The following is a 12,827-nucleotide window of genomic DNA, read 5'->3' on the forward strand; positions in this document are numbered from 1 at the left end:
ACTGATGACTGAATCGCACGATACGCCGATCACCCCCGACGGCGAAGCCCGCCCACACCGCCGCATCAAGAGCTTCGTGATGCGTGCCGGGCGCATGACCGAAGGCCAGCAACGCGGCCTGGATCAAGGCGGCCCGCTGTACATCCTGCCACTGGCTGACAGCCCGGTGGACTACGACCAGGTGTTCGGCCGTTCGGCCCCGCGCACCTTGGAGATCGGCTTCGGCATGGGCCATTCCCTGTTGGAAATGGCCGCCGCCGCCCCTGAGCAGGACTTCATCGGTGTGGAAGTGCACCGCCCGGGTGTTGGCGCGCTGCTCAATGGCGTGCTGACCCAGGGGCTGAAAAACCTGCGGGTGTATGACTGCGATGCCATCGAAGTGCTGAACCGCTGCGTGGCGGATAACAGTCTTGATCGGTTGATGCTGTTCTTCCCAGACCCTTGGCACAAGGCGCGTCACCACAAGCGCCGCATTGTCCAGCTGGAGTTCGCCGAGCTGGTACGTCGCAAGCTCAAGCCCGGTGGTGTGTTCCACATGGCCACCGATTGGGAGCCGTATGCCGAGTACATGCTGGAAGTGATGAGCGCAGCTCCTGGCTATCGCAACCGTGCGGCAGACGGCACCTATGTGCCGCGCCCCGAAGAGCGCCCGATCACCAAGTTCGAACGCCGCGGTGAGCGGCTGGGGCATGGGGTGTGGGACTTGAAGTTCGAGAAGGTGGATTGAGCGGCTGATACGGCTTTTCGATGTGCTGATGCCGGCAGGAATGCAGGCGAAAATAACCGCCTTGAGAAGGGCGGTTTTTTTTCGGTAATACACAACACCTCAGGGCATGCCCGCGAAGAAACCAACGCGGTGGATGGCACCGGCTTTGCCGGTGTTCGCGGGCGGCTGCGACGGTGAGCGGCGGGTGGAGATTGGCCAGCAGGGCCGGCCCTTTCGCGGGTGAACCCGCTCCTACGGGCGGCCTGTGTACAACCACCGATGTGTGTCCACCACCAATCTGTGTAGGCGCGGGTTTACCCGCGAATACGGTGGCGGCGGCAAAGGTGAACGGCGGGTGGAAATTGGCCAGCAGGGCCGGCCCTTTCGCGGGTAAACCCGCTCCTACGGGTGGGCTGTGTCCAGCCACCGATGTGTGTCCACCACCAATCTGTGTAGGAGCGGGTTTACCCGCGAATACGGTGGCGGGGGCAACGGTGAACGGCGGGTGGAGATTGGCCAGCAGGGCCGGCCTCTTCGCGGGTAAACCCGCTCCTACGGGCGGCCGCGCAGGTCTTTCAAATGTTGAGCAAGACAGTTGACCCAGGGGCCATTAGCTCAGCCGCGGCGATCCGCCACCACGCCAATCAACACCAGTACCACCAGCAACACAGGCGCCAACGCATAGTTGTTGAACTGGCTCAGGCCTTTCACCACCCATGGCGTGGCATAGATCAGCGCAGCACCGCTGCCGATCATCACCATCAGCGCCATGAACGGCACGCGCAGGGCGCCGGCGAGGCCGCCCAGGCGTTGCTCGGCCCAGGCTTTGACATCGGTGCCGAACAGCACCAGCAGGCAGCCTACCAAGGCCAGTGAAATCTCCGACAGGTTGCTGCGGCTCCAGCGGGAAACCGTCGCGAGCAGATCAAGTACCAGATCCATGGGTCATCCTCAGGTCAAGAAATACTGCAGCAGGTCATTGAGGAACAGCTGGCCCCTTGGGGTGGCCACCAGTCGATCCGGTTCGACCTGCAAAAGGCCCTTTTGTTCGGCGGCACGGCGTGCTTCCTGCAGCTGTGCCAGTGGCAAGCCGGTGCGCTGGGTGAACAGTTCGGCTTCCACGCCATCGGTCAGGCGCAGGGCGTTCATCAGGAACTCGAACGGCAGTTCATCGACTGGCAGCAGCTTCTCGCCGGCCCTGAACGGCTTGGCCAGGTTCAGGTAGTCCTTGGGCAGGCGGGTCTTCCAGGTACGCAGGATGCGCCCGTCGGCAAAGGTGAGCTTGCCGTGAGCGCCAGCGCCAATGCCGATGAAGTCACCGAAGCGCCAGTAGTTGAGGTTGTGCCGGGCGGCGCGGCCTGCCTGGGCGTAGGCCGATACCTCGTACTGGCGGTAGCCGTGCTCGGCCATCAGCGCTTGGCCGGCTTCCTGAATATCCCAGAGGATGTCGTCTTCGGGCAGCTCTGGCGGCTGGTTCCAGAACACCGTGTTCGGCTCCACGGTCAGCTGATACCACGACAGGTGGGTCGGCCCCAGGTCGATGGCCTGGCGCAGGTCACCCAGCGCGTCGTCCAGCGACTGGTCGGGCAGGCCGTGCATCAGGTCCATGTTGAAATTGTCGAAACCGGCCGCGCGCGCCATGCCGGCGGCTCGAACCGCTTCGTCGCCATTGTGGATGCGCCCCAGTGCCTCCAGCTTGGCTGGCTGGAAGCTCTGCACACCGATCGAAAGACGGTTGATGCCGGTCTGCCGGTAGGCCTTGAACTTGTCCTGCTCGAAGGTGCCCGGGTTGGCTTCCAGGGTAATTTCGATGTCTGGCGCGAACGGAATACGTTGCTCTACGCCACGCAGTAGCCGGCCAAGGGCGTTGGCACTGAACAGGCTTGGCGTACCGCCACCGAAGAAGATCGAGCTGATCGGGCGGCCTTGTACGGCAGCCAGTTCCTGGTCGAGGTCGTCGAGCAGGGCTGTGACGTAGGCATCTTCCGGTAGCTCAGGCCCGGCAGCGTGGGAGTTGAAGTCGCAATAAGGGCATTTGCGTACGCACCACGGAATGTGGATGTACAGCGCCAGCGGCGGCAGGCTGCTAAAGCCTGCTGCGCCGGGGGGCGACAGCATTTCGATCATGCCAGGCCCAGACGTGTGCGCAGCAGGGCCATGGCACGGGCGCGGTGGCTGAGCTGGTTCTTGTCTGCGGGGGCTAGATCGGCGCTGGAGCAGTTGCGCTCCGGTACCCAGAACAGCGGGTCGTAGCCAAAGCCCTGGTCGCCGCTGGCCTCGAACAGGATGCGCCCGTGCCACAGGCCTTCGCACAGGATCGGCAACGGGTCGTCGGCGTGGCGCACCAGCGCCAGCACGCAGACGAACTGTGCACTGCGCTCAGCTTCAGGCACGTCTTTCAAGGCTTCGAGCAGCTTGGCGTTGTTTGCCGCGTCGCCTTTGCCATCGGCATAGCGCGCCGAGTAGATGCCCGGCGCGCCACCGAGGAAGTCCACCGCCAGGCCAGAGTCATCGGCCAGGGCCGGCAGGCCGGAAATGCGGGCGGCGTTGCGCGCTTTGAGGATGGCGTTCTCGACGAACGACAGGCCGGTTTCTTCCGGCTCCACCTGGCTGAACTCACCAATCGAGCGCAGTTGCACGGAATGGCCGAGCATGGCCTGGAGTTCCTTGAGTTTGCCGGCGTTGTGGCTGGCCAATACGAGTTGCTGGAAATTCATCATTCGCCTGGGAACACTTCCTGGTTGAAGCGGAGAGAGTTGCTGATGCCGCCGGTTTCGATGTTGAGGTCGAAGGTGACGGTTTCTGGCTGGTCGATCTTGAACTGGGCGATGTAGTACACCGCGCCCTGTTCGGTAATCTGCTTGAACGACAGCGGGCTGCTGCGCCCGGTCAGGTCCTTGACCGTGCCGCTGATCACCGCCGTGGCAGGTTTGCTGGCCTTGAGGACGGTAATGTTGAGCACGCCCTGGTTCTTGCTGCGCACCAGGCCGGTGGCCGCGGCCACCTCGGGTGTGAGCATGCTCGAGGTGAATGCACTGTAGTGCACCGTCACGTCGCCAAATACCTCCTTGCGCTCGGGGCGTGCGGCATCGGCAGCCAGCACTGGCAGGGCCAGGCACAGGCTGATCAGGAACAGGGCTAGGCGACGCATGGGGCGATTCCTCCGGTGGGCGTCAGACCGCGAGCTGGTGCTCTTGCAGGCCCGGACTGCTGACGCGGTAGATGCCGATCTCACCTAGAAGATTAGGCCATAGCCGGCCACCCCACCCGTTGCGGTGCAAGTGGTCGACCGCCAGGCGGTCCAGTACCTTGGCTCGGCGTTCGTGCACAAGTTCTTCGAAGTCGGCGAAGGTGCAGAAGTGGATGTTCGGCGTGTTGTACCAGGTATACGGCATGAAGTCCGATACCGGCATGCGGCCTTTGGTCGCCAGGTACCAGCGGCAGCGCCAGTGGCCGAAGTTTGGGAAGGTGATGATGCACTGACGGCCCACCCGCAGCATTTCGTCGAGGATGCGGTCGGGGTATTCCACGGCCTGCAGGGCTTGGGTCATGATCACCACGTCGAAGCTGTTGCTGGCGAAGTTGCCCAGGCCTTTGTCCAGGTCTTGTTCGATGACGTTGACGCCCTTGGCCACGCAGGCGGCGATATTGTCGGCGTCGATTTCCAGGCCATAGCCGGTGACCTGTTTGCGGTCACGCAGCGAGGCCAGCAGTTCGCCGCTACCGCAGCCCAGGTCGAGTACCCGGCTGCCGGCGGGGATCCAGTCGTGGATGATTTCCAGATCGGCTCTCATGCTGTCCTCAGATGGCAATGCGGTTCATGTAGTTCGAGAAACCCTGCATGTAGCGAGGTGTGGGAATCAGGAAAGCATCGTGCCCGTAGGGCGAATCGATCTCCAGGTAGCAGACGTTCTTGCGCGCGGCCATCAGCGCGTCGACGATCTCGCGCGAACGGGCCGGAGAGAAGCGCCAGTCGGTGGTGAACGACATGATGCAGTAGTCCGCCGTGACGTGGGCCAGGGTGGCGGCCAGATCACCACCGTGCGTGGCGGCCGGGTCGAAATAGTCCAGTGCCTTGGTCATCAGCAGGTAGGTGTTGGCGTCGAAACGGCCGGAAAACTCCTCGCCCTGATAGCGCAGGTAGCTTTCGACCTGGAACTCGACGCTGTGGAAGTCGTAGTTGAGCTTGTCGCTTTTCAGCTCACGGCCGAATTTTTCACCCATCGAGTCGTCGGACAGATAGGTAATGTGGCCGACCATGCGCGCCAGCATCAGGCCGCGCTTGGGGATCACGCCTTGGTCCTGGAACGAACCGCCATGGAACTCAGGGTCGGTGAGAATGGCCTGGCGCGCCACCTCGTTGAAGGCGATGTTCTGCGCCGACAGCTTGGGCGCCGAGGCAATGTCGACGCAATGACGCACACGCTCGGGGTAGCTGATGGTCCATTGCAGTGCCTGCATGCCGCCAAGGCTGCCGCCGACGACAGCGGCCCATTGCTGGATGCCCAGGCGCTCGCCCAGGCGCACCTGGCTGTGTACCCAGTCCTCTACGGTCAGTACAGGGAAGTCGGCGCCATACGGTTTGCCGGTGGCAGGGTTGACGCTGCTGGGGCCGGTACTGCCGTTGCAGCCGCCGAGGTTGTTCAGGCTGACCACGAAGAAGCGGTTGGTATCGATCGGCTTGCCGGGGCCGATGCAGCTGTCCCACCAGCCCGGCTTGCGGTCGGTGGCGGCATGGTAGCCAGCGGCATGGTGATGGCCGGACAGGGCATGGCAGATCAGCACGGCGTTGCTCGCGCTGGCGTTCAGGGTGCCATAGGTCTCGTAGACCAGTTCGTAACTGGCCAGTGAACGGCCACAGGCCAGTGCCAGCGGTTCATCGAACCGGGCGGTTTGCGGTACTACCAGACCGACGGAATCTTCGGGAAAGACAGTTGACATCGACCCTGCTCACGCTTGACGGAGGCGTAAGTCTAAAGAGCGCTACCCCCAGCGGCAAGCAAAGGCTTGCGACTGGGGGCAAGCTGGCGCTGGCGAGCCTCAGATCATTCGCCACAGCTCTTGAGGCATGCCGGCGTAGGCGGCCAGCGGGGGCATGACAAACGACTGGACCACCTGGATCGCCAGGAAGGCGAAGATCGGCGAGATGTCCATGCCACCCAGATTTGGCACCAGGCGGCGGAACGGCGCCAGCACCGGCTCGCTGATCTGGTAGGCCAGTTCGGCCGCCGGGTTGTGGCTGTTGGGTGCAACCCAGGAAACGATCACCATGACGATCATCGCCACCCAGAAAATCTTCAGGAACAGCGAGGTGATGCCGATGATCGCCCACATCAGCAGGTGCAGGACGTCGCCGAAGGTACCGTAGGTGACCATCAGCACAAAGCCCATCAGCAAGGCCTGGATGACCACCGCCAGCAGTAGCGACGAGGTATCCAGCCCGCCAACGCTAGGGATGATCCGGCGGATCGGCTTGAGCAGCGGTTGGGTGGCACGAACGGCGAACTGGCACAGCGGGTTGTAGAAGTTGGCCTTGACCAGTTGCAGCACGAAGCGCAGCAGGACGATTACCAGGTAAAGGCTGACCAGGGTTTGCACCACGAAAATCGCGGCGCCTGACAGTGCATTCATCTAAGGCTCCTTATTTGCCCAGTTGTTCGGCCAGCTCGGCAGAGCGCGTGGCTGCAGCCTGCAGCGCCTGCTCGACGATGGCTTCGAAGCCGCTGGCCTGGAACGACTTGATCGCCGCTTCCGTGGTGCCGGCGGGCGAAGTGACGCGGCGGCGCAGTTCAGCGGCATCGACGTCGCTTGCAACTGCCATGCGCGCGGCGCCCAGGGCCGTCTGCAAGGTCAGTTGGGAGGCTGTTTCGCGTGGCAGGCCGAGTTTTTCGCCTGCCGCGGTCATGGCCTCGATCAGCAGGAAGAAGTACGCCGGGCCACTGCCGGACACAGCTGTCACGGCGTCCAGTTGCTGCTCCTGCTCCAGCCACAGGGCGGTGCCCACGGCCGACAGCAGTTGTTCGGCCTGCTGACGCTGTTCGCCGGACACTTCAGCGGTGGCGTACAGGCCGCTCACGCCTTGGCGCAGCAATGCCGGGGTATTGGGCATGCAGCGCACCACCGGGCGAGCGCCCACCCAGCTTTGCAGGCTGGCGCACGTGATGCCGGCGGCGATGGAAACGATCAGCTGGCCATCCTGCAGGTTGGGTTGCAGTGCCTGACATACGGTTTTCATGACTTGTGGCTTGACCGCCAGCACGATGACGTCAGCGCCATCGATGGCCTGGGCGTTGTCCTCGAAGGCTTCAATGCCGTGCTCGGCCTGGATGCGACTGCGGGTCTCGGCGCCCGGGTCGCTGGCGCGGATCTGCGAGGCGTCCAGGCCCTGGGCACGCAGACCACCGATCAGGCTGGCGGCCATGTTGCCGGCGCCGATAAAGGCAATACGTGTCTTGCTCATGTCAGGTCCTTGTGGAAAAGAGTGAGTGAAGCATGGAATCAGGTGTTGCCGTAGTCGCGGGCTCCGAACAGGGCCGTGCCAATCCGTACCCACGTCGCGCCCTGGGCGATGGCCGCTTCCAGGTCGTGGCTCATGCCCATGGACAGGGTGTCCAGGCCAAGCCCCAGGCCTTCCTGCAACTTGCGCAGGCTGGCGAAGGCGGCCTCCTGGGTGGCGCGGTCTTCGGTGGGTTCCGGGATTGCCATCAGCCCGCGCAGGCGCAGGTTGGGCAGTGCGGCTACGGCTTTGGCCAACGCGGGTAGGTCGGCCGGGGTGCAGCCGGATTTACTGTCTTCGCCGCTGACGTTTACCTGCAGGCAGATGTTCAGCGGCGCCAACCCGGCGGGGCGCTGTTCCGACAGGCGTTGGGCAATTTTCAGGCGGTCCACGGAATGCACCCAGTCGAAATGCTCGGCGATGGCTTTGGTCTTGTTCGACTGAATGGGGCCGATGAAGTGCCAGATCAAGGGCAAGTCGCTGAGGGCCTGCTGCTTTGTCAGTGCTTCCTGTAGGTAATTCTCCCCGAAGTCGTGCACACCGGCGGCATGGATCTCGCGGATAGCGCTGGCGGGCTTGGTCTTGCTCACGGCCAGCAACTGGACGCTGGCCGGATCACGCTCGACTGCCTGGGCAGCACTGGCGATACGGGCGGAAATCGCGGAAAGGTTGTCTGCTAGGGTGGACATGGATCGATGCCGGCAGCTGTGGGGTCTGCGGCATTCTACCTGCTTGAAGGCCTTTGGGGAGTCTTATGGATGTGACCGACCTGTTGGCCCGAGCTGTGGATGCGGGGGCTTCAGACCTGCACCTGGCGACGGGCCAGATTCCGATGCTGCGCCTGGATGGCGAGTTGCAGCGTATGGGCTTGCCGCCGTTGAATCAGGGTGCCTTGATCGAGGGCATGGCCAGCGTGCTGGATGACGATCAGCGCCGGCAGTGGGCCCAAGGCGATGAAATGGACCTTGCGCTGGAGTTGCCGGCGCTTGGGCGCTTTCGGCTGAACCTGTTTCGCCAGTTGAATGGCCCGGCGATTACCTTTCGGCTGATCCCGGGGCGCATTGCGACGGTGAGTGAGCTGGACCTTGCGGATGTGTTTCAAGCTGTTGCGCATTGCCGGGATGGCTTGATCCTCGTGGGCGGGCCGACCGGTAGTGGCAAGTCCAGCACCCTGGCAACGCTGCTCGACCAGCTGAACCGCGAGCGGGCGCTGCACATCATTACCCTGGAAGACCCTGTCGAGGTCATCCATGCCAGCCAGCGCAGCCTGGTCAACCAGCGTGAGATGGGGCGCCATAGTCGCGGCTTTGCTCAGGGGCTGCGCAGTGCGCTGCGCCAGGACCCGGACGTGATCATGATCGGCGAGTTGCGCGACCTGGAAACCATTCGCCTGGCCCTGCGCGCGGCCGAAACCGGGCACCTGGTGCTGGCAACCGTGCATGCGCGTTCGGCGACCAGCAGCATCGACAGGTTGGTGGAGGTGTTTGCTGCCGAGGAAAAGCCGTTGGTGCGGGCGATGCTGGCCGAGTCGCTGCGCCTGGTGGTCGCGCAGGTGCTGGTCAGGCGCGTAGGGGGTGGGCGGGTGGCGGCGCGGGAAGTGCTGGTGGCGACGCCGGCGGTGCGTAACCTGGTTCGGGAGGGGCGGTTGGCGCAGTTGTCTTCAGTGATGCAGGGCGGGGCGGCGGAGGGGATGCTGACGATGGAGGGGGCGTTGCGGAGGCTGAGGGAGCGAGGGTTGATCAAAGGCTTGTAGTACCTGCAAAGGCCCTTTCGCGGGCGCGCCCGCTCCCACAGGTATGGCGCTGCCCGCGAGAGCGACGCGCTACCTGTGGGAGCGGGCGTGCCCGCGAAGGGGCCGGTACCGGATAGCGCCGATCAGATTAACGCTTGGCCAGACTCAGCTGCTGCTCTTTCGGCAGCACCCGCTTGGCCACCACGTAGTGCTTCTGCCAGTAAGGCTTGCTCAAGGTGTCGATACTCACCCGCTTGCCACGACGTGGAGCGTGGATGAAGCGGTCGTTACCCAGGTAGATGGCTACGTGATTGACCCGACGGCTCTTGATGTTGAAGAAGATCAGGTCGCCAGGCTTCAGATCACCCTTGGCCACCTTCACCCCGTGGCCCCGGGCCATGGCATTGGAGGTGCGCGGCAGGTCGACGTCGGCGACGTCGTTGAAGGCGTATTTGACCAGCCCGCTGCAGTCAAAGCCTTTTTTCGGGCTGCTGCCGCCCCAAACATAAGGGGTACCGAGCACATTTACCGCACGGCTCAGCACATCGCTGCTTTGCTTAGGCGACATGGCGGCGACATTCGCACCGCGGCTGCTGGCGGCATTGCTCGGGCGGGCGCGTAGCGCGGTCTGTTTGACTGGTGCGCGTTTCACCGAGGCGTTGGTCGTGTAGCCGGTGAAACCATTGGGAAGACGTTGCTCACGATTGGTGGCGTGGGCGGCCAGGGGCAATAATAGGCAGAGGGTCAGCCATGTCTTGATCAAAGGCGGCATAGATGAAGCTCTTATGAATAGTTATGTGTTGGCGCGCAACTTTATAACAGCTTTTTGATCAGTTATTGATCCGTTGGTCGATTGCCAGGCGCCGTATGTCGGCTTGCGACGAAAAAGTCACATTTTTTCTTAGAAAATTTTCGGATAACCCACAGGGGCTATGAATGAACAGTTATCAACAGGGGGTGCCCTTTCACGACACCCACAGCAAAACCATCGGCTACCTGCTGTGGATTTTCGGCTTCACCGGTTCCCATCGTTTCTATTACGGCAAGCCGATTACCGGGACCATCTGGTTCTTCACCTTGGGCTTGCTGGGCATTGGCTGGTTGATCGACCTGTTCCTGATCCCGTCCATGGACCGTGAAGCCGACCTGAGGTTTCAGTCCGGGCGTATCGACTACAACATCGCCTGGATCCTGCTGACCTTCCTGGGGGTGTTTGGCCTGCACCGGCTGTATCAGGGCAAGTGGATCACCGCGATCATCTACTTCTTTACCGGCGGGTTGTTCCTGGTGGGGGTGCTGTATGACTTCTGGACGTTGAACAGCCAGGTGTCCGAAAGGAATGCGGGGCGGGGCTGACGGTAGCGGGGCTGCTTTACAGCCCCTTCACGGGCAATGCTGTCCATATAAAGAAGGCCTTGTCGCACCGCTGCGGCAAGGCCTTCTTCATTACTGACGGGTCTGCCGCTGTTGCAGCAACAGGTTGCTGAACCCGGCCCCAGCCAGCTGCTTCTGTGCCCCGGTCAACTGCTCGCGGTTGCTGAACGGCCCGACCAGCACGCGGTACCAGGTTTCATCCTTGACCGTGCCCGACTCCACTTTCACGGACTGGCCCAGCAGGATGATCTGTGCCCGTACCTTGTCGGCATCGGCCTGCTTGCGGAACGAGCCGGCCTGAAGGAAGTACTGCGTGGTCGCCGCCGGCTTGATCACGGGTGGTGGCGGTGGCGGGGTCTGGCCGAGCAACGCTGCCTGGGCCCTCGCCGTGTCGATTTTCGCCGCTTCTGCTGGTGTTACCGGGGTTACTGGCTGGGCCGGCACCGGTGGGGTTTTCTCCGGTACGGCTTCCGGCGGCACGATCACCTCAGACTCCGGCAGCAGGGTGTAGAAGTCGTACTTCGGCTTCACCGGCTGTTGCGGGGTAGCTTGCGCGGGCTTGCCGGCTTCGGCCGCTTTCGCCGGTTTCTCCTGCTCGGGCTTGGTGCGCTTGATGTCATCGCCACCGGGTTCGAGCTTCATCAGGAACACGATGAACGCGCCTACGGTCAGGCCGACCGCCAGCCATACCCAGCCGGGGATCGGCTGTTTGGCCGGTGCCGTCTGGCGGCTGGCGCCGCGTTTCGGGGCAGGTTTTTTCTTGGCAGCCAACTTACATGCGCTCCAGGGTTTCCAGGCCGAGCAGTTCCAGACCTTGTTTGAGGGTGCGGCCAGTCAGGGCGGCCAGGCGCAGCCGGCTCTGCTGCTGCGAAGGGGTTTCGGCTGCGAGGATCGGGCAGTTCTCGTAGAAGCTGGAGAACAGGCCGGCCAAGTCGTACAGGTAGCTGCACAGCACGTGCGGCGTGCCTTTTTCGGCGACGTTGTTGAGGATTTCGCCAAACTGCGCCAGGCGCGCGGCCAAGTCCTGCTCGTGGGCAGCTTGCAGCACGATTTTGCCGTCGACTTCGTCAAAGCCTTTGCCCAGCTTGCGGAACACGCCGGCTACGCGGGTGTAAGCGTACAGCAGGTAAGGCGCGGTGTTGCCTTCGAAGTTGAGCATCAACTCGAAGTTGAAGCTGTAGTCGCTGGTGCGGTGCTTGGACAGGTCGGCGTATTTCACCGCGCCAATGCCCACCACCTCGCCGATGTGGCGCAGTTCGTCGTCGGCCAGGCTCGGGTTTTTTTCCTTGACCAGCGCGTAGGCGCGCTCCTTGGCCTCGGTGAGCAGGTCGATCAGCTTCACGGTGCCGCCGTCACGGGTCTTGAACGGGCGGCCGTCGGCGCCGTTCATGGTGCCGAAGCCCATGTGCTCCATTTGCATCGGGTGGCCGACGAAGCCAGCGCGGCGGGCCACTTCGAACACCTGATTGAAGTGCAGGGCCTGGCGCTGGTCGACGAAGTACAGTGCGCGGTCAGCCTTCAACACGTTGCTGCGGTAACGCACGGCAGCCAGGTCGGTGGTGGCGTACAGATAGCCGCCGTCAGCCTTCTGCACGATCACCGGCAGGGGGTCGCCGTCGCTGTTCTTGAACTCTTCGAGGAACACGCATTGGGCGCCCTGGTCTTCGACCAGCAGGCCCTTGGCCTTGAGGTCGGCCACCACGTTGGCCAAGTCGTCGTTGTAGGCACTTTCGCCCATCACGTCGGCCATGGTCAGCTTGACGTTGAGCAGCTCATAGGTCTTCTGGCAGTGCGACAGCGAGATGTCCTTGAAGCGTGTCCAAAGGGCCAGACACTCGGGGTCACCGGCTTGCAGCTTGACCACCAGGCCGCGAGCGCGAGTGGCGAACTCTTCCGATTCATCGAAGCGTTTCTTCGCCGCGCGGTAGAAGTTTTCCAGGTCCGACAGCTCGTCGCTGGTGATCGGGTTTTCCTGCAGGTAGGCCATCAGCATGCCGAACTGGGTACCCCAGTCGCCGACGTGGTTCTGGCGGATGACGTTGTCGCCCAGGAACTCCAGCACGCGCGCAACGCTGTCACCGATGATGGTCGAGCGCAGGTGGCCGACGTGCATTTCCTTGGCCAGGTTGGGTGCCGACATGTCGATCACCACCTTTTGCGCCGGGCCGGCTTTGCGCGCACCCAGGTGGGCGTCGGCCAGGGCGGCATCCAGGCGGTTGGCCAGGGCGTCGGTGTTCTGGAAGAAGTTGAGGAAGCCGGGGCCTGCAATCTCGACCTTGCTGATGTCGGCGCTGGCCGGCAGGGCGTTGATCAGTTTTTCGGCGAGGTCGCGCGGCTTCATGCCGGCCGGCTTGGCCAGCATCATGGCGATGTTGCTGGCGAAGTCGCCGTGGGTCTTGTCCCGGGCGTTTTCCACCTGGATCGCCGGCGACAGCCCTTCAGGCAGCACACCGTCGGTGACGAGTTGGGTGAGGGCTTGCTGGATCAGCTGGCGAATGGTGTCTTTCATGGGGATCTCT

15 protein-coding genes are annotated in these 12,827 nt (G+C 63.1%); 3 read left to right on the forward strand and 12 right to left on the reverse strand.

Features of this window, described 5'->3' with window-relative positions; all coding sequences use genetic code 11:
- Positions 1-4 precede the first annotated feature (4 nt).
- The gene (gene trmB / locus C4Q27_RS13335) at positions 5-727 is read left to right on the forward strand and encodes a tRNA (guanosine(46)-N7)-methyltransferase TrmB (protein ID WP_004575478.1); all 723 of its coding nucleotides are present in this window, start codon (positions 5-7) and stop codon (positions 725-727) included.
- A 594-nt stretch (positions 728-1,321) separates the two neighbouring features.
- On the opposite strand, the gene C4Q27_RS13350 is transcribed toward trmB, so the two are convergent.
- The 9 genes from C4Q27_RS13350 to C4Q27_RS13390 form a co-directional block, all read right to left on the reverse strand.
- Positions 1,322-1,648 carry a DUF3392 domain-containing protein gene (locus C4Q27_RS13350; protein WP_003249095.1) on the reverse strand — a complete coding sequence of 109 codons (327 nt, stop codon included), beginning with the start codon at positions 1,646-1,648 and terminating at the stop codon, positions 1,322-1,324.
- Positions 1,649-1,657: 9 nt separating this feature from the next.
- Positions 1,658-2,833 carry a radical SAM family heme chaperone HemW gene (gene hemW, locus C4Q27_RS13355; protein WP_064490851.1) on the reverse strand — a complete coding sequence of 392 codons (1,176 nt, stop codon included), beginning with the start codon at positions 2,831-2,833 and terminating at the stop codon, positions 1,658-1,660.
- A complete protein-coding gene (rdgB, locus tag C4Q27_RS13360) occupies positions 2,830-3,426 on the reverse strand; it encodes an RdgB/HAM1 family non-canonical purine NTP pyrophosphatase (protein ID WP_064490852.1) in 597 nt (198 codons plus the stop codon). Before rdgB ends, hemW begins: the two co-directional genes overlap by 4 nt.
- Positions 3,423-3,857, reverse strand: coding sequence for a DUF4426 domain-containing protein (locus C4Q27_RS13365; RefSeq protein WP_020192921.1), 435 nt, complete (start codon positions 3,855-3,857; stop codon positions 3,423-3,425). The genes rdgB and C4Q27_RS13365 overlap by 4 nt, the downstream gene beginning before the upstream one ends.
- A 22-nt stretch (positions 3,858-3,879) precedes the next feature.
- Positions 3,880-4,500: a methionine biosynthesis protein MetW gene (gene metW / locus C4Q27_RS13370; protein WP_003249106.1), complete on the reverse strand. Its 621-nt coding sequence runs from the start codon at positions 4,498-4,500 to the stop codon at positions 3,880-3,882.
- Positions 4,501-4,507: 7 nt separating this feature from the next.
- Positions 4,508-5,647 (reverse strand): homoserine O-acetyltransferase, encoded by a 1,140-nt coding sequence (locus tag C4Q27_RS13375; protein WP_010955639.1) that lies wholly within the window; start codon positions 5,645-5,647, stop codon positions 4,508-4,510.
- Between the two features lie 99 nt (positions 5,648-5,746).
- The gene (locus C4Q27_RS13380) at positions 5,747-6,337 is read right to left on the reverse strand and encodes a YggT family protein (protein ID WP_003249110.1); all 591 of its coding nucleotides are present in this window, start codon (positions 6,335-6,337) and stop codon (positions 5,747-5,749) included.
- Between the two features lie 10 nt (positions 6,338-6,347).
- Complete coding sequence (proC, locus tag C4Q27_RS13385) at positions 6,348-7,166, reverse strand: pyrroline-5-carboxylate reductase (protein ID WP_004575483.1); 819 nt, start codon at positions 7,164-7,166, stop codon at positions 6,348-6,350.
- Positions 7,167-7,204: 38 nt separating this feature from the next.
- A complete protein-coding gene (locus C4Q27_RS13390) occupies positions 7,205-7,891 on the reverse strand; it encodes a YggS family pyridoxal phosphate-dependent enzyme (RefSeq protein ID WP_104886947.1) in 687 nt (228 codons plus the stop codon).
- Between the two features lie 65 nt (positions 7,892-7,956).
- Here C4Q27_RS13390 and C4Q27_RS13395 point away from each other — a divergent pair, with 65 nt between their 5' ends.
- A complete protein-coding gene (locus tag C4Q27_RS13395) occupies positions 7,957-8,955 on the forward strand; it encodes a type IV pilus twitching motility protein PilT (RefSeq protein ID WP_104886948.1) in 999 nt (332 codons plus the stop codon).
- Between the two features lie 127 nt (positions 8,956-9,082).
- On the opposite strand, the gene C4Q27_RS13405 is transcribed toward C4Q27_RS13395, so the two are convergent.
- The gene (locus C4Q27_RS13405) at positions 9,083-9,706 is read right to left on the reverse strand and encodes a C40 family peptidase (protein WP_020191289.1); all 624 of its coding nucleotides are present in this window, start codon (positions 9,704-9,706) and stop codon (positions 9,083-9,085) included.
- A gap of 164 nt (positions 9,707-9,870) precedes the next feature.
- Between C4Q27_RS13405 and C4Q27_RS13410 the strand changes: the two genes are divergently transcribed.
- Positions 9,871-10,290: a TM2 domain-containing protein gene (locus C4Q27_RS13410; RefSeq protein ID WP_010955634.1), complete on the forward strand. Its 420-nt coding sequence runs from the start codon at positions 9,871-9,873 to the stop codon at positions 10,288-10,290.
- A 90-nt stretch (positions 10,291-10,380) separates the two neighbouring features.
- Here the strand turns inward: C4Q27_RS13410 and C4Q27_RS13415 are convergent, their stop codons facing one another.
- Together C4Q27_RS13415 and argS are read right to left on the reverse strand one after the other, a co-directional pair.
- The gene (locus C4Q27_RS13415; RefSeq protein WP_014859104.1) at positions 10,381-11,079 is read right to left on the reverse strand and encodes an SPOR domain-containing protein; all 699 of its coding nucleotides are present in this window, start codon (positions 11,077-11,079) and stop codon (positions 10,381-10,383) included.
- 1 nt (position 11,080) lies between these two features.
- Positions 11,081-12,817, reverse strand: a complete 1,737-nt coding sequence (argS, locus tag C4Q27_RS13420; protein ID WP_010955633.1) for an arginine--tRNA ligase — start codon at positions 12,815-12,817, stop codon at positions 11,081-11,083.
- Positions 12,818-12,827 lie beyond the last annotated feature (10 nt).

The sequence above is a fragment of the Pseudomonas sp. SWI36 genome, assembly GCF_002948105.1.
Classification (GTDB): domain Bacteria; phylum Pseudomonadota; class Gammaproteobacteria; order Pseudomonadales; family Pseudomonadaceae; genus Aquipseudomonas; species Aquipseudomonas alloputida.